The 18,042-nt window shown below is 51.1% G+C and carries 9 protein-coding genes; 8 read left to right on the top strand and 1 reads right to left on the bottom strand.

What is annotated here, in order from left to right; translation table 11 throughout:
* Nucleotides 1-363: 363 nt before the first annotated feature.
* Nucleotides 364-651 (bottom strand): helix-turn-helix domain-containing protein, encoded by a 288-nt coding sequence (locus LGH70_RS22875; RefSeq protein WP_226190454.1) that lies wholly within the window; start codon nucleotides 649-651, stop codon nucleotides 364-366.
* A gap of 324 nt (nucleotides 652-975) precedes the next feature.
* Here LGH70_RS22875 and LGH70_RS22870 point away from each other — a divergent pair, with 324 nt between their 5' ends.
* From LGH70_RS22870 to LGH70_RS22835, 8 genes are all read left to right on the top strand, one after another.
* The gene (locus LGH70_RS22870; RefSeq protein ID WP_226190452.1) at nucleotides 976-2,358 is read left to right on the top strand and encodes a phospholipase D-like domain-containing protein; all 1,383 of its coding nucleotides are present in this window, start codon (nucleotides 976-978) and stop codon (nucleotides 2,356-2,358) included.
* The gene (locus tag LGH70_RS22865) at nucleotides 2,348-3,547 is read left to right on the top strand and encodes a DUF4407 domain-containing protein (protein ID WP_226190450.1); all 1,200 of its coding nucleotides are present in this window, start codon (nucleotides 2,348-2,350) and stop codon (nucleotides 3,545-3,547) included. Before LGH70_RS22870 ends, LGH70_RS22865 begins: the two co-directional genes overlap by 11 nt.
* Nucleotides 3,548-4,372: 825 nt before the next feature.
* The gene (locus LGH70_RS22860; RefSeq protein WP_226190448.1) at nucleotides 4,373-7,492 is read left to right on the top strand and encodes a BPTD_3080 family restriction endonuclease; all 3,120 of its coding nucleotides are present in this window, start codon (nucleotides 4,373-4,375) and stop codon (nucleotides 7,490-7,492) included.
* A 97-nt stretch (nucleotides 7,493-7,589) separates the two neighbouring features.
* Entirely contained in the window at nucleotides 7,590-10,178 is a 2,589-nt protein-coding gene (locus tag LGH70_RS22855; RefSeq protein WP_226190447.1) for a site-specific DNA-methyltransferase, read from the top strand.
* A 50-nt stretch (nucleotides 10,179-10,228) separates the two neighbouring features.
* Complete coding sequence (locus LGH70_RS22850; RefSeq protein WP_226190445.1) at nucleotides 10,229-11,554, top strand: CBS domain-containing protein; 1,326 nt, start codon at nucleotides 10,229-10,231, stop codon at nucleotides 11,552-11,554.
* 9 nt (nucleotides 11,555-11,563) lie between these two features.
* Nucleotides 11,564-15,349, top strand: a complete 3,786-nt coding sequence (locus LGH70_RS22845; RefSeq protein WP_226190439.1) for a hypothetical protein — start codon at nucleotides 11,564-11,566, stop codon at nucleotides 15,347-15,349.
* Nucleotides 15,350-15,457: 108 nt separating this feature from the next.
* On the top strand, nucleotides 15,458-16,291 hold the full coding sequence (locus LGH70_RS22840; RefSeq protein WP_226190437.1) for a hypothetical protein: 834 nt from the start codon (nucleotides 15,458-15,460) through the stop codon (nucleotides 16,289-16,291).
* Between the two features lie 28 nt (nucleotides 16,292-16,319).
* Nucleotides 16,320-18,011 (top strand): DUF262 domain-containing protein, encoded by a 1,692-nt coding sequence (locus LGH70_RS22835; protein WP_226190435.1) that lies wholly within the window; start codon nucleotides 16,320-16,322, stop codon nucleotides 18,009-18,011.
* Nucleotides 18,012-18,042: the final 31 nt, after the last annotated feature.

The following is an 18,042-nucleotide window of genomic DNA, read 5'->3' as shown; positions in this document are numbered from 1 at the left end:
CTGGCACTGGATCTTTTAATGATACGGCGACCACCGAGATCTACACAGCTGGTTGACGGAGCTGGGATGCATTGTACAGAAGCCTCAAGCGGCTTAGGGCCTCCGCGGAAATGTCAAGGAGGGGCCGACGAATAGGCTCTCGACTAACAGCTCACTTCCGTTTCAGGTCTTGAAGCTATCTATTCAATGCCTTCACACCCGCCCTATCTGACTGAGGTAGGCAACGAAAATTGAGTCGTTTACAGCAGTGGTCAGCCTGCTACCCCCTCTAGGAAAATTTAAGCCCTGCCAGCGCCTAGCTAGCGGGGCTTTTTGTGTATCTGCTGTAGATACTAAGGTAGTATCCATCGATCATAGGGAGGGTCATTCAATCTCATCTCCCGAGAAGCGTTTACCTGCGCTGATCCAGGATTGCAGTTCCGTAAGGCTGAAGTAGAGCTTATTGCCACGCTTAGCGTGCGGGATTTTTCGGGCTGAAACTAAAGCATAGACGCGAGATTTGCTAAGCTGCGTTATCTCTTGGGCCAATTCAATGCCCCCAACTTCGGGCAACATAGATTTAGGGCCTGCCCGCTGATGCTGCAATATCTCGAGGACTAATGCCTCAATATTTCTCAGGCGGCCATCGATAGCTTCAAAGGGATTATCCATGGCTCTGCTATCTTATGGGGTTGACCGTGGCGATGAGCTATTACTCCGCAATCTACAGCTAGCATTGTATAGCTTGATCTGAATATCTATAACTGATTTCAGTATTTTAACCTCCAATATGTATAATTAACCTTGCCTCGAGCATACTGGATCAGCATCCTGGGGAGCAAACAACTAGAGTTGATCTAGGCCGTTCCCAAGCAGGACGAAAAACAGAGGGGCCTTAGGAAACTTATAAGCCAATATATGTAGATTTGTAGTCAGCCGATGGTTAAGCAGCGGGTAGGAGAGGTATCTTGATCACTTTATATACAAAGCCCTACAGTGGCGTATCCCGGTATCCAGGCCCAGGCCTACTTTGATGATATTGCCTCACAGCTTGTTGAGGAAGTGCTCAAAGCTAGATTCTCTATTAGGCTAGCAGTAGCCTGGCTAACACATCCAGATTTAGTAGATGCCCTTTGTAAGGCTGCTGATCGAGCGGTAGTTGTTGAGATCATTATCTCTCGCTCTGACACTAACTTTTCCAGGCGCGCAAATATTCTGCAGCTATTCCAACTGCTAGAGGCAGGAGCTACCGTGCTTGTCAATGGTCCTGAGCGTAGCCTGGATGTGGGCTTTCTTCATCACAAGTTCTGTATAGTTGACTTCGAGACGGTTATTACGGGCTCCTTCAATTGGACGCGCAATGCTGCTTCGAATGAGGAGAATATACTTGTAACTCGAGCCGATCAACGCCTAGCCCGGCAATATCAAGACACTTTCCATGAGTTGCTGCACAGTAGCTTATTTCTGTCTCAAGTATTGCCAGAGCAGAGCTATACAGCCAATAGCGCTGATCCTAGTCCTGCTGAGCTATATCTATGGGCTTCGGTTAGTGTCGCTGCACCAGGAACAGCTATCTCGCTTCATTGGAAGTCGGCTGGCGCCATAGACTTACAGTTGGATGGGCTTGCAGCTTCGACTACTCCGCTGCCCTCTACTGGAGAGCTAGCTTTTGACTTTCCCCAGATAGAGCAGCGTATCTCCCTGCTCGCCTTTACTGCAGAGGGGGAAGGGCTCACTAGCAGCGTCCTTCTAAGGCCTGCTAGGCTACCAGTCATCGAAAGATTTGAGCTCAGTCATCCCGTCACAGTTGGAGGACTTATTCCTGTGCAGCTAAGTTGGAAGACAAGTCAAGCTGAGCAGATTATTATTCACCCGTCAGTAGGACTAGATGAGCTTCCCTTGGAGGGGTCAGTTACAGTCTCTCCATCAGTATCCACTACCTATACTCTAACGGCGCTGGGAATAGGAGGCCGACGCGAGCAGGCGGTTTCACTCTTCGTGGCATCAATGCCCCAGCTTAAGCGACTGGACGTGCCTGTGCCTATTGGTATACGCCTGCAGGCAGAGCTACGCTATACTACAACCTCAGTACCAAGCGGACTAGATCTTACATCAGCTAAGGTACCTGCCTTACGCTTGCCCGCCTTAACAGAGCTGCGCTCAGAGATGATGCCCACCACCCCAACGCTCAGCAATCTGGCAGCTAGCCTTGGTGTAGCCTCACCAGGCGATCTGCGTCTGCCTCCGCGACCTGCTTCATCTTCTTCCTACTGGCAGCGCACCAGAGCCCGCATCTTCAACAGCCTAGAGCAGCATTTCGCGCACGACTGGCGTCTAACACACTTATTAAGCACTTTTCGCACCTTATATGGTAAATAGCTTTACATACTTCTTTCATCAATGTGCCGGTGCCGACTTGACCGTCCTTCATGACCCGGACTGCCGAACTGATCATTCTAAGTTCGTTGGTGTTGGGGCAGCAGTTTTCTTTACTGCTCTATTTGCGTGGATATCAGCCTCATTTGCACTATACTATGTATTCCAGAGCTATTGGGTGTTGCTGATTGGGCTGGTTTGGGCTCTGTTCATCTTTTCCCTAGACCGCTACATCGTTTCCACTATTCGTAAAGGCAAGGGCTTCGCCGCCGCTCTTCAGTCAGCCGCCCCACGGCTGCTGATAGCCGTTTTTCTGGCGATGGTTGTGTCCAAGCCGCTTGAGCTACGCATCTTCCAGCAGGAGATCGACAATAAGCTACACGATGTGGACCAAGTTGAGCGCAAGTCGCTTGAAGACAATATCCGCTTACGCTATAAGGAGGCCCGAAAGCAATATGTGAGCCGGCTCGATCAGCTTACAAAGGAGCTCAACGACCTACGCGTACGAAGCGATAATCAGGCATTACGAGCTATCCAGGAGCTCAACGGAACAGGCGGCAGCAGCCACTATGGCAATGGGCCGGCCTATCGTCGCGAGGAAACCGCTGCCCAGCAGTTGAATAAGGAGTTTACCGAGTTGGATAAGCAAAGCTCTCCACTCATTGATAAGCTGCAAGAAACCCTGAGTGGCCTTGATAGGCGAATGGAGGATGAGATCAGTAAAGAACTGAGCAAGCGGCACTCTCCTGATGGATTGCTGGCTCGAATCGATGCGCTAGGGCTGCTGACACAGAAAGACACCATGAAGTGGGGAAGCCGAGCCATCATGTTCCTCTTTATCGTTATTGAGATTGCTCCAGTACTTGTTAAGGTGCTAACGCCAGAGGGTCCCTATGATGTTAAGCTGGACAGTATAGAGAAGAAGGTGAAAGCCAGAGAGATTGAGGCTGTCTCCCAGCTTAATGAGGAGGTCAACCGCAATATCCAGATTTATCTCGGTGAGAATGAGCAAGCGGTACATACTCAGCTACAAGGCAATCAGGCCTTGCTTGCCCAGATAAATGAGGCCCAGTTGGAGATAGCTCAGGTGATGATAGATCAGTGGAAGAACGGGGAGCTAGATAAGCTTCGCAAGCAAGCTGATCAGGCTGCTATACCAACATTACCAGCAAACCTGGCCCTTTTGGGATAGATGGCTGTGGAAGATCGTAGCTCTTCCACAGCCATCTAAGCCTAACATGTGCTTCTATCAGAACCGATCATCAAAATGTGGGCTCCCGTCAATGTAGTACGTTACGCGGTGGCCAGAGAAAGCTAGTGAATGTGCATATTCAGCTCGCTCGTGGGCATCCTGAAGCGAGCTAGCTACTATGCCAAAGGACTCTTCAAGGTATGGCAAAGGCCGCAGCTCATCGGGGAGGTGAGATCCATCCTCCCCCGTTATGCGAGCTTGATAGACTCGATAGCCTTCTGGCAAGTGGGCAGCAGAAAAGAGTGACTCAGTACTGCAAGAGCAGCACTTCACTAGCACGCACATATCTTCAGAGTCATCCTTGATAACTCTGCCGCCTAGATGTGGCGTCGCCTTATGCTCCTTGTGACAGGGAAGCATTAAAGAATGCTTCGGATGGTACCTGTGCCCTAGAGAGAGAATTTTATTTCGATCCATAAGCTGTGGATGATCAATTAAGCTGTAGATCAGGAAAATAGTATCTGGATTGCCTTACTGGCTAAAGCATTAGCCCAGCATCTCGACAAAGCTAGCCTCTTCATCCAAAGTAGCCATGCGGAAAAGCATAACGTTGTTTATACATGCTTGATATATTGCTATAAGTAGCTGTGTAGAGTCCCAGATACCTGCCGATGCTTCAAAGAGTGTGGTTTAGACAGCTTAGCATAGCTGCGCCTCTATTCCCTAATTACTCGGAAGGCTATGTAGGTTTATATATTGGCAGTCTTGTCTTGCTATCACGAATACACTACCTTTCTTTCCCTTTTTTCGCTTCTGCTAAATTTCATGTCTATCGACTCTATCTCTACCGCGCCTGCCGACAATCCAATCCTCAACAACCCCTACGACGAGCCGCGCAAGTATTACCAAACCGCACTCGACGGCAGCCTCGACTACAGCGTCATCAAAGTCGGCCGCCGGCCCTACACCGCCGACGTCCAGGTACTTCCCAAGAAAGTCGGCAAGCAGAAGGAGCTTTACGATATTTCCGACCTACCCGCTACCCAAGATCACCTCATCAACCGCCTCCGCAAGGAGGTCGGCCAGTGGCGCGCCGACGGCTACCCTCACACCACCCGCGTCACCCGCGAGCTGCTCACCTTTTGGTTCGAGAACCCCGAGCGCCTCGTCACCCAGCAGCTATTCTTCGCCCAGCGCGAAGCCCTCGAGACGGCCGTATGGCTCAATGAGGTAGCTCCCTCCCGCGCCGAGAACCGCGGTACCAGCCTGCTAGCCGAGCTAGCTGCCGCCTGGCAGGTTAGCGACAATACCGACTTCAACCTGCCCCGCTTGGCCTTCAAGATGGCTACCGGCACCGGCAAGACAGTGGTGATGGCCATGCTCACCCTCTACCACTACTTTAACCGCCAGGAGTACCGCCAAGACACCCGCTTCGCCGACTACTTCCTCTTCGTCACGCCTGGTGTCACCATCCGTGACCGCCTCGGCGTACTCTACGTCGACACCCAGGCCCACAATGCCACCGACGCTAAGGACTACTACCGCCAGCGTGGCCTTGTGCCACCGCACCTGCACCTGCGCCTGGCTGGCCTCAACGCCCGCCTGGTCCTCACCAACTACCACGCTTTTGAGCCCAAGCAACTGCAGGGAAACAAGCGCAGCCCCTTCGACGGCAAGAAAGACCCCGTCACCGGCCTTAAGGTCGAAGCCAAGGAAGACTTCAGCCAGGTCATTCGTCGCCTGCTTAGCGGCTTTCGCGCCGGCAGCCGCCTGCTCGTGCTCAACGACGAGGCCCACCACTGCTACCTGCCCAAGTCAAAGAAAGCCAAGGCTGAGGATGGCACCGACATCAAGCAGGAGAACGAGCGCGCGGCGGTCTGGTACAACGGCCTAGTTGAGATTGGTCGCCGCTTCAAGCTCCAGCAGGTCTACGACCTCTCCGCTACGCCCTACTACCTCAGCGGCTCGGGCTACGCGCCCTACAGCCTCTTCGGCTGGGTATGCTCCGATTTTGGCCTCATCGAGGCCATTGAGAGCGGCCTAGTCAAGATTCCCTACCTGCCTGAGTCCGACGACACCCATGACTTGCACGAGGCCAAGCTGCGCGACATCTACGCCCACGTTAAAGACGAGCTGCCGCGCCGGGGTGCCCGCACCCAGAAGCTAGAGGGCAAGCCCGAGCTACCCACGCTGGTTAAGACGGCCCTGCACCAGTTCTATGAGCACTACGAGAAGGAGTTTCACCGTCTCGGCGGCCTCTTCTCCACGCCCCCCGTGCTCATCCTGGTCTGCAACAACACCAACGTCTCCTCTGAGGTGTTTAAGTACATTGCCGGCTACGAGAACACCACCGCGGAAGGGGAGACCTTCATCGAGCCGGGCCATTTCGAGCTGCTCACCAACTTCGACCGGGTCACCCGCCTGCCCCGCCAGAAGCCGCCCACGCTCATCATCGACTCCAGCGCCCTCGATAGCTCCAACCAGGTCGACGAGCAGTTTAAGCGCGTATTCGGTCCCGAAATTGAGCGTTTCAAGCAGGACTACCGCATCATGCACCCCGGCCGCTCAGTCGAGAATCTGACCGATGCCGACCTGCTACGCGAAGTAGTCAACACCGTCGGCAAGACCGGCGCCCTGGGCTCGCACGTTCGCTGCGTGGTCAGCGTGAGCATGCTTACTGAAGGGTGGGATGCCAACACCGTCACCCACATCATGGGCCTGCGTGCCTTTGGCTCGCAGCTGCTCTGCGAGCAAGTTGCCGGCCGCGCCCTGCGTCGCCAGTCCTACAACCTCGTCGGCTACGACAAGGAGGGTCAGCCCACCAAAGACAAGCGCCGCATCGTCGAGTACAAGTTCCCGCCTGAATACGCCCACATCATCGGCGTGCCCTTCAAGCTCTTTCGCAAAGGCGCTATTACTCCTCCCGAGCCGCCCAAGCCGCTTACCCAGGTGCGCGCGCTGCCCGACCGCCAGGCCGAGCTAGAGATTCGCTTCCCCCTGGTGCAGGGCTACCGCCTCGAGACCGGCGGCGATGTGCTGAGCTTCGACTTCTCCAGCGTTGACCCCTTCGTGGTAGAAGGCGACCGGCTGCCCACCCGCACTCGCATGAGCTCGGCCTTCACCGAGACCCAGCAGGAGCTTAACCTCGACAGCGTCCGCAGCGTGCGCCTGCAGCAGCTAGAGTACTACTACACCCGCCTGCTGCTGGCTGGCTACCTCGCCGACTCCGAGGGCAAGCCGCGTACCTATTGGTTCGGCCCCGTGCGCGAGGCAGTGGGAGAGTGGCTGCGCACCCGCGTCACTTGCCGCGGCGGCGCCTTCCCCGGCATGCTGCTGTTCTACGACGACGCAGCCGTGCTCGAGCACATCAGCCGCGGCATTCGCGTCGAGCCCCGCAGCACCGACCAGATTCGTCCGGTCTTCTCCCGCTACAACGATGCCATCGGCTCTACCGCCGGAGTGCGCGGCGCCACCAGCCGCGACGTGTACTCCACCACCAAGAGCCACGTCAATTTCGTGGTCATGGATAGCGACTGGGAGGGCATCGCCGCCAAGGAGCTAGAGGGCATCGAAGACATGCCCGAGGTCGAGGCCTACGTCAAAAACGACTTCCTCGGCTTCAGCATCCCCTATGTCAGCAAGGGCAAGCAGCGCCTCTACTTTCCCGACTTCATCGTGCGCTGCCGCTTCCCCAATGGTCGGCGGGTCAATATCGTGCTCGAGATTAGCGGCAGCGCCGAAGCCAAGAACGACAAGCGCTGGTACGTGCAGGAGCGCTGGCTACCGGCCGTCAACAGCGTCGCTGCCCAGCTTGGGCTCGACCCCTGGCACTTCGCCGAGGTAGCCAACGACATCCGAGGCATCCGCCAGCAGCTGCGGGCCACCCTCGACGAGTTGGAGTTTGAGTACGCCGGCACCGTCGACTCCGTCACCATCTCTCTCTAGCCTCCCCAATCTTTCATCAACCGTCCCGCGCCAAAGCGCTGCCAACTGGCAGGCTCGCTCTCTTAAGCTAAGCCGCAGGGATGAGGTCCTACCCACTATGTCTGATTCCTACATCAAGTCCACCACCCACTCCGATACCCGCGCCCACATTCCTTCCCAGGAGGAAGCCGGCTACGAGCGCGGTAACGCCAAGGTCAAGGATAAGCAGCAGACCGACCTCCCCCTCAACCCCGTCACCACGCGGGGTCAAGACCCAGAGTTATTCTGGCTAAATAAATACGCCAAGGATGGACTCCAGGAGCGTCTCTCCGTTGATATTCGCTCCCTCTATCGCCACGAGCACATTGTGCCTGAGAACCTCATCAAAGGGCTCTACCGCACTGCCGCTTCCGCTTCGGGCCAGCTATCCCTGAATGACCTCTTTGGCAATGCACTGGAGCGCGACGAGCTTAGCAAGGCTAGCGAATACTATCAGCAGCCGCCTGATGGCTGGACTAACCGTCTTATCCAGGGAGACTCTGAGTTAGTAATGGCCTCGCTGCTTGAGCGCGAGGGTATGGCTGGCACTGTGCAATGCGTATATTTTGACCCGCCCTATGGTATCAAATATGGCTCTAATTGGCAAATGCGCTTAAATAATCGCGAGGTTAAAGATGGAAAAGACGAAAATATAAGTGGTGAGCCTGAGCAAATTAAAGCATTTCGTGACACATGGGAATTAGGCATTCATAGCTACCTTACCTACCTGCGTGAACGGCTCCTATTGGCTAAAGAACTTCTTGCTGAAAGTGGCTCATGTTTTGTACAGATTTCAGATGAGAACATTCATCTTGTGCGTAATTTGATGGATGAAGTATTCGGAAGCGAAAACTTCTGCTCTTTGATATCTTTTCGTACAACAACTGGTCAGGCAGACCAACTTTTAGCAACTGTGTGCGACTATATTGTCTGGTATGCTAAGGATGTCAAAGTAGTTAAGTACAGACAGCCTTATAAAGAGAAGTCAGGATTTCCGACAGGTTACAATCTATTGGAATTGAATGATGGGAGTCGAAGGAGAATAAGCCAAGATGAATTAAGTGGTAAAGAAAAATTGCCTCATGGCAGTAGGGTTCTTGCTTTTGATAACCTGGTGTCGCAAGGGTTTAGAACAAATACGTCTATCCCGTTTACTTATAATGGTAAGGTATTCGACCCAGGTAAACAGCAAAATTGGAAAACTTCAATTGCTGGGCTTGAAAATCTTGCAAAAAAAAATAGATTAGGTGTCTCTGGAAATACACTAAGATATGTTAGATACGCAGATGACTTTCCAGTCACTCCAATTGGCAATATTTGGGATGACACAAGCACTGGTAGTTTCACTGATGATAAAGTTTACATTGTTCAAACTGCATCGAAAGTAATTCAGCGGTGCATGCTAATGACTACTGACCCGGGTGACCTGGTGGTTGACCCTACCTGCGGCAGCGGTACAACAGCGTATTTAGCTGAACAATGGGGAAGGCGTTGGATAACAGTTGATACGTCCCGAATTGCTCTTAACATCGCTAAAACTCGCCTTACAACAGCAACCTTCCCGTGCTATAAGCGAATTTCAGAGTCCGATATTCGGCAAGGTTTTGTCTACAAAAAAGTCCCCCATATTACACTCAGGAGCCTCGCTAACGATGAGCCAGCCGAAGCAGAAACTCTTTACGACCAGCCCGAGGTTGACAAAACGAAAGTCCGCGTTGCTGGACCTTTTACTGTCGAAACACTTCAAGGCCTTGACCCCATAGCTCCTGCTGCTGCCAACAGCGATGCTGTAGCCGCCGATACAGACGACCAGTTCGAGGAGCGCATCTTCGAGCATCTGCGCTCCGCAGGCATAAAAAATGGCGACGCCACCGAGCGAGCAACCTTCCGCCGCGTCGAGGCCATCTCCTCCGAGGGATACCTCCACGCCGAAGGCTTCTACGTTGCCGAAGGCGGTGAGCGCAAAGCCTACATCCACATCGGTCCCAAGTTCGGCGCGGTGAGCCGCCAGGCCCTCAACGGCTCCATTAAAGAGTGCCGCCAGCGCGGCGATGCCGACTGGCTTGTCGTTCTTGGCTTCCAGTTCGATACCGATGTGCAGGGAGGCCAGCAGTCCACCAGCCTCGGCCAGTTCCGTGTCGACATCGTCCGCATGCACGACGACCTCATGCAGGCTGGCCTCATTAAGAACGATAAGAAAGCCGCCTCCTTCGTCACCATCGGCGAGCCTGACGTCGCCCTCGTCGATGCCGACGGCAAAGATCTCACCAAGCCCCAGCCCGGCCAGTCCGTCCACGTCGAAGTCCGCGGCATGGACCTCTACGACCCCATCCGCGACGAGGTGAAAGCCCGCAACATCAACGACATCGCTTACTGGATGGTCGACGACGACTACGACGGCTCCAACTTCGTGGTCCAGCAAGTCTTCTTCTGCGGCGGCGACCAAGACGAGTTCGACAAGTGGAAACGCGGCATCAGTGACCTAGCCAAGCTCAGCACTAAGAAGCGCGCCGAGCACACCCTCCGCATCGAGCTCGACGAGGATGCCTTCGACGAGCTATACGGCTACCGCTCCCGTCCCATCAATCTCACCCGTCCCGGCCAGCAGATTGCCGTCCGTGTCATCAGCCAGTTTGGCGAAGAGTCCACCCGCGTTGTGAAGCTGTAGGGTTACAGATTAGGTATTATCTCTCCAGTTCAAAAAGCTTACTTTTTAGTATGTCTATTACCGCAGGCGAATTAGTTAGCGGCCAGAAAGTCATTTCTGTCGATGAGGCTACGCCAATTAGTAAGGTCCTCACTCTTATGGTCCAGCACGACTATAGTCAGCTTCCTGTCCTGAATGAGCAAGGGAAGTCAGTAGGCTTAATTACCGGCGATTCAATTGCTCGAGTAATCATGAGGCTCGGCAAAGTAAACCCAGTTGACTTAGTTGTTAGAGATGCAATTCGGAGGCAGCCATCATTCCCTTTTGACACAGAGTTATTCGAATTATTGAAACACCTATTATCTACCCCAGGTGTTATTATCAATGATGCCTCAGGAGTTGTTTGTGGGGTTATTACGTTTCATGACGCAATCAAATACTTCCAGCAGCAAGCATTGGATATGCTTTTGATAAAGGACATAGAGACGGCTCATAGGCAGCACATAGCTATAGTCCTAGACTCTCTTGAGACTGAGAGCATATCATTGAGAATGTCTATTGACAACCTTAAGACACCAGCTACTGAAGCCAGAGAAAAAGTAAAAAAGATAATAGACGAGTTCTGCGAGGCGCATAAGTTATTAGCAGTCACAGAGGAGGATAAGAATACAATATTAGACGCAAGCTTTCCGATTCGGAAGGGAGCAAGATTGGACCAATTAACCTTAGCAGAAAGTATACAGTTAGCCCAAAAAGTGTGGTCGAAGCTAAACGTGTATTATAAAATCGACCCAGATGCTTGGAAGGCTATGATGGATAGAGTAAGAGAGATTCGAAATGCACTTATGCATTTTAGAGATGACACCACTCAGGAAGATAGGGAGCACTTGGAGTTTTGGGCTGATTGGTTTAAAAATCATCGTCCTGAGATAAAGCCAAAAAAAGTAATTCCAACTAGTAAGCCAACTGAGAACACTGAAAAGGCAGTGAATGGAAGTCCTATTAGCGGGTACTCTTCGTTGGCTCAACTTCTGGCCCAGGAGCAGTCCGATGTAGATTCAAGTGTCACTCTCAGTTTTCATAATCTAGAAATAGTCGTAGCCAAGTCATTACCCCAAGCTGCCCGAGAGCATATTGGTTGGTGGAGTGATGAGAAAAGCCAAGTCTTAGAATGGTTGCCAAATGGTTGGGTAGTTGGCCCCATAGACATTGAGGGCGGAAGTGTGACCTTTAAGCCGACAATAGTGCCAAGGATAATCGACCTGCAGAATCGCAAATCTGTGACTTTTTGGTGTGACAAGTTTGGCTGCACCGAAGAAAGGCTAATAGCTGTCGTTGAGGAAATAGGCGAATTTTCTGATGCAGTGGCGTCCTATTTTCAGACAAACGCTCAATAAAACGAAACTATGGCTTCTTTCTTAGATGTCACCGCGCTGGATATTGATTCCTGGGCGGGTACGATAGCCTCAAAGAGCATTTTCCCTGAATTGGTACGCCGATTAATTCTTGCGACTTCTACTAGTTTAACTAAAGTCGACTTTCCATCTGGCGATGCCACATATGAAGGTGGATGGGATGGAATCGTTGTCGATGAAGTCGGTAGTCCTTTTATTCCGAAAGGCCAGTCTGGATGGGAGCTAGGCACTACTAGCAAGAAGAAAGACAAGGCTGAGTCTGATTATGCCGAGCGCTCAGGCGACAGTAGGGGGCTGAATCAGTCAGAAACTACAATCGTATTGGTTACACCCAGAAATTGGGGTGCACCTGATAAAAGGGCATGGGTAAAGGCTAAAAAGGATGAGAACATCTGGAAGGATGTCATCCTATATGATGCAAAGGATTTGGAGACATGGCTGAGCGTTGCGCCATCAGTTCAAGTATGGTTTTCCTCATTAATTGGTAAACGACCGAGTGGTGTTTTTGACCTTGACAATTATTGGCTGGATTGGAGCCATTCGACCGAGCCAGCTACAACGGCCTCGCTTGTCACAGCCGGGCGTGAATCACTTGTAAAAGAGATTCATGGTTGGCTAAGCAGCGATTCAAACTCATTCTCCCTACTTGCCGATTCTAGAACTGAGGCTGTCGCAGTATTGGCAGCTGCAATCCAGGTGCTCCCTTCTGATGAGCGGCTTGCCCAACTCGGCCGCTGTATCGTTGTAAATGAGGTCGATTCATGGCATAAGCTTGTCAATGTCGGCCAGCCTCTAACACTGGTTCCCCTATTTGATGATAAAGACGCTGTCGCAGGGGCATACAGACGTGGGCATAAGGTTTTCCTGCCGTTAGATAGAACGGATAAGTCAAGGGCTGTTGGGGCAAGGGAAGTGCCGAGATTGTCTCGTTTTGCTGCTGAGAGTGTATTGATTTCAGAAGGTATTGGTGATGATAGCGCGCGCAAGCTTGCGCGAATTGCGCGACGCAGCTTTAGTGCATTCCGCCGGGCCATTGCTGTCAACCCTTATTTACATACTCCCGACTGGGCAAAGACAGAGTCACAGCAACTGCTGATTGCTGCGCTGCTTATTGGGGTTTGGGACGAGAATAATGAAGCTGATAAAGAAGGACTCAGCCGAGTTGCTCATTTAGCCTACCACGAGCTAAAGTCTAAGTTGGTGCAATGGTCAAACTCAGTCGACCCGCCTGTTAGGCTTGTGGGTACGGTTTGGTATGTAGTGGACAAAGAGGATATATGGAACCTAGTGATGGCATCCATAGCGCGTGAGCAGCTTGATGCTTTCACTGCCACGGTACTTGATGCGCTGTCCAAGCCTTTAGGTCGTTATGTTCTAACAGTGTCCGCAGAAGCGAGTGAAGGTGCTAAAGCCGCTGATATAGCTAATTCAGGGTTGTTTCGTGACAGCCTAACCAATACACTTGCCCTTCTTGGAGCCTATGAGGAGCAGATTCTTCCCTCAGCAGATGTCACTGCTGGTGAGGTTGCAAAACAATGTGTAAGGCAGTTGTTTGCAATTGCAGACTCTATTCCAGGGGTATGGCCTTCCATTGGCAATCTACTCCCTAGTATAGCAGAAGCAGCTCCAGATGAGTTTCTTAATACGGTCTCGTCTGGGATACAGCGAGAAGGACTTGGTGTAAAGCAATTATTCGAAGAGCAAGAGACATTCTTCTATGCTTCATCAGATCATGCTGGGCTACTGTGGGCGCTAGAGGTGCTGGCTTGGAATTCTGACTATCTCTCAAGGGCAACTCAAGTGTTGGCCATGCTTGTTCGGCTTGGTCTCGTCAAAGTGGGAGGGAATAAGCCTTTTGGCTCACTGTATGAGATTTTCTTATTGTGGATGCCTCATACTGCCGCCACTGCACAGCAGAGGCTAGAGGTAATTGACTTGCTCCGCACACGGGAGCCGGATGTTTCCTGGTCTTTATTGAAAAGCCTTATCCTGGAAGGTCGTGGAGTTAGCACAGGCACTGCGAAGCCAAAATGGCGAGATTGGGTGCCTGCTTCGCAGCGTCAGTCTAGAATGGCGTTGTACGAAGCAGCCGAACAGATTAACGAGCGACTGCTTACTGATGCCGGCACTGATGTAGGTAGGTGGGTTGACTTAATTGAAAAGCTGCCAAGCCTATCCGGTAATCAGCTTAGGGCGGCAATTCAGCGCCTCAAGACCTTGGTATTAAGTGAAGATTCTGACAAAGCAGCAGTTTGGCACGCGCTGCGCCAGCTGGTGGCACGGCACCGGTCTTTTGCTGATACGGAATGGGCGATGAGCCCCGCTGCAGTTGACGATTTAGCGGACGTTATGCCCCTATTCGAACCTCAAGGCATCATTGAGCGCTATGCTTGGCTTTTTGATACCTGGCCCGCGTTGCCAGAAGGCAAAGAGCAAGAGACTAAGGAATATGAGAAAACAATATTTCAAGCTCAGTCTGCCGCCATGCATTTGATATACAAGCAGGGTGGGACAGCTATTGTTGAAACGCTTATCCAAAGCGTACGGGCGCCGCAATTGCTTGGGAAGCTGCTCTTTCTCGAAGGCATAGAGGATACTCAATCAAAGCTGCTAGTCAAAAAATATGTTGGTTCAAACTCTCATTCTGAAGACCATTTTGGACAGGGGATTATTGGCGCTTGGATTCGTAAGGAAGGCTCTGAGTGGGCACTTAATGCGGTAGATAGCTTCAAAGAAGATTGGGCTCCCATCCAGCTTGCCACGTGGCTGTACTGGCTTCCATCAACTCCGAATATCTGGGCCAAAGCACATCTATTAGGCGATGGAGTAGAAGAAGAGTATTGGAAGCTAGTTTCTCCATACAGCATAGAGGAAAAAGATGTTGAGCAAGCAGTTAATCTGTTTATGCAGTTCAATCTTTCTGCTAAAGCTGTGGAGCTATTGGGCCAAAATGAGCGCAACAGGAAGAGTCTGCCCACCGATTTGCTCCTTGATGTATTGGAGCGGGCCATACACTCTGATTCATCGGACAATGGCTCAACAATGCGGAAATATTATATCGAGAATTTGCTTGAGGAGTTAGGCGAGATGCCTGATATAGATAGAGTACGGGTAGCTCGACTGGAATTTCTTCTAATGGCTCAATCTTATTCCTTCGCATATGATAAGAAGCCGAAAGTTCTGTTTGATGAATTATCAAAAAATCCCATCCTCTATTCCCAGTTGATTGCAATAGCATTCCGTCCTGAAGGAGTTGGAAGTAAAGTAGTCGATTCAGGAGATGCTAATCTGGCAATCGGTGGCTGGCGCTTGTTAGAGCATTGGAGGACGTTGCCTGGCTTGCAGGCTAATGGTGAGATTGATGCAGCTTTTTTCTTCGATTGGGTAGAGCAAGTACTGGCACTCACTAGCGAAAGTGGACATAAGGTTATTGCTGAGCAGCAGCTTGGTCAGCTAATAAGCGGCTCACCTGTTGGTAAAGATGGAAATTGGCCTCATGAGTCAGTTAGAGATTTACTTGAAGCCAAGCAATCCGAGGAAATTGAAACGGGCTTTCAAATTGGAATTCACAACAGCCGTGGCACCACTTCCCGGGGCGCGTTTGAAGGCGGTGAGCAAGAGCGTGAGCTTGTTGGGCTATATTCAGGATACGCAGAAGCACTTAAGATACGCTGGCCCCGCACTGCGACTGTATTAAAGGAGATTGCAGGTTATTTCAGCAAAAGAGCCCAAGAGGAAGATAAAGACGCAGAACTGCGTCAAGACTTTGACGGATAAAAAGATGTGGATTTCGCCCAATCAAATTCACCAGAGCCGGCCAGTAGATTGCCGTCCGCATCATCAGCCATTTCGGCAAAGAGCTCACCCGATTTTTTAAAGTCTAATATGGAAGCCCAACCTAAAAAATTGGAATTTTGGTCAAAGATTAAGCCTAATACCAATACAAAGTGGGCCGTATGGACAATATGTATCGGTGCCTTTCTGTCTATAATATTACCTGCTTTAATTAGCCAATTTTACTGGGAGTGGCCAGGTGTAAATTTCCATGATACTGGTCAAGTAGGGGATACAATTGGTGGCGTAGCAGGGCCAATACTCAATTTTGTCGGCTTATTAGTGGTTTATTTCTCACTGCGTGAGCAAGCTAAATCAATGGCTGAGCAGAAAACACATTTTGATATGGACCAAGTTAGAAGTGATAATGAAAATGTGCTTGGTACTGCTCTGAAATTATTGGACGACTTAAAGGCAGAGGTTGAAAAGCTGTCAGATGATAAGGCATTGAGCCAAAGCGCATCAACCGCCCATGTAAATATCACAAATAGTTTGGCAATTGGATTTAGAACCAATTTGGCTAATGGGAGCCTTGACGAGAGGTTTTTATTTCGACGTGCAGGAATTTATGAGTATGATGCTGTCTCAATTAAAGGGCGTGAGGGGGCATTAAAGAAAATTGTCAGCGATTTTTTTAAATTAAATGAGGTACGCTTCACTCGGCTTTCATTATTATTGGAAATATTCACCTATCTAATAGTAAATAGCAAATTGCCTAGTAGTGTCAAGGCAATGCTTTACAGTATGTCATATACTCTTGTTGAACGGTTAATAGAAAATTCATTAGGCGTTGCTTTGCTTTTTAGAAAGGAGAATAAAGCCATTAACGCTTTAATTGCTAAGCTCATAATTCTGGATGAGCTGTTGATTGAAGACAAAAAATAGTCTCACGATAATTTTCACGAAATTTTTCATGGCCACCAAAATCTACAGCGACAAGATATTCGTCAAGAATCTCCTCCAGATGTGGTTCCGCATCCCCAGCTACCAGCGGGCCTATGTGTGGGGCAAAGACCAAGTCTACGAGCTTCTCGATGACTTGTCTTTCGCCCTAAACGAGAACCCCGCCGACGAGTATTTCCTGGGCTCCATCGTTCTTCGCAAGCAGACGGAGAAAAAGCTTGACTACGAGGAGTACGAGGTGCTCGACGGTCAACAGCGTCTCACTACGCTACTGCTGCTGTTGGCCGTGATTCGCGACAATTCCACTGAGCATCAAATCATTGCCGCCTGCCAGGGCTGCATCTGCCAGGAAGGCAACAAGATTCTAAACACCCCTGGTCGCTTCCGCCTCGACTCCGACCGCGGCAGCCGCGTGCAGCAGTTCTTCAAAGATCATATCGAGAAGCCTGGCGGAACCGTCGACCAGCAGCTTAAGCAGAAGTGGGACGTGGAAAAGGAGGACAAGTCCGCCCGTAACATGGCGATGTCTGTGCTCCAAATACAGGCCTACTTCGGCGAGAACCCCGACCTCAAGCTGGATGCGCTAACTGCCTTCCTACTCAATCAGGTGCTGCTCATCTACGTCGCCACTGAAGACATGAGTGATGCCTTCCGTCTGTTCACTATCCTCAACGACCGTGGTATGCCCCTTCGCAATAGCGACATCCTCAAGGCCCAAAACCTGGGCAAGGTGAAGGAGGACAAGAAATCAATCTATGCCAAGGATTGGGAGGAGATGGAGAGCGAGCTCGGCGACGATGTCGACCGCTTCCTCGCCTATGTCCGCACCATTCTGGTGAAAGATAAGGCCCGACAAAACCTGATAACTGAGTACAAGACCAAGGTATTCGCGCCTGGGCTGATAGAGGAAGGCCAGCCCTTTCTAGACTTGCTTGCTAAGTATTTCAGCCATTACCAGTTTCTACTCATTAATAAGCATGGGGGCAGCGCCGAGCGTCGGCAAATCGATAACCTAATTGCCCTCATGCGCGAAGGGCTGCCTGGTACCGACTGGGTTCCACCGCTATTGGCCTACTATCACAAGTTCAATATGGAAGGCCTGCTCACTTTCCTCATCCTGCTTGATAATAAGGTGTCTGCCGACCTTATGACGGGTCTTGCTCCCACGAGCCGTATCGAGAATATGAACACCATCCTTAAAGCCATTGAGAAAGCCGCCTCGGCCACTGTTGTCACCCAGGACCAATCTTTATTTGAAGTCAACAAAGGCGATTTGGAGTGGGTGTTAAAGGGCAAGATGTACGGTCGGCGATTTACCAAGTACGCGCTGCTCAAGCTCAGCTACCTCAAGCTCGACCATGCATTAACGTCTCTCGATGTCAGCCGTGCCATTACTGTTGAGCACATTCTGCCGCAAAACCCTGAAGACGGTAGCCAGTGGACAAAGGACTTCACGCCCGATCAGCGCGAGAAGCTAGTGCATACCCTCGGCAACCTGGTGCTGTTAGGCCGGGGCAAGAATGCTTCACTTGGCCGTCAGGATTTCGTCAACAAGGCAGGCAAGTATTTCAAAGGCTTCTTGAGCGTGTCACCCCATATGGAGAGCGTCTTGCATAATAAGCATACTTGGCTTCCAAAGGATATCACGGACAATCAGACTTATGCTATCAATAGCTTGGTAAGCTACTATTGCCCTAGCTAGCACACTGAACTACTCGTTTCAGTTCTAAAGG

Source organism: Hymenobacter nitidus, assembly GCF_020447315.1.
In the GTDB taxonomy this organism is placed as follows: domain Bacteria; phylum Bacteroidota; class Bacteroidia; order Cytophagales; family Hymenobacteraceae; genus Hymenobacter; species Hymenobacter nitidus.
The sequence above is the reverse complement of the archived record's forward strand: the minus strand, read 5'-3'. Positions and strand labels throughout refer to the sequence as shown.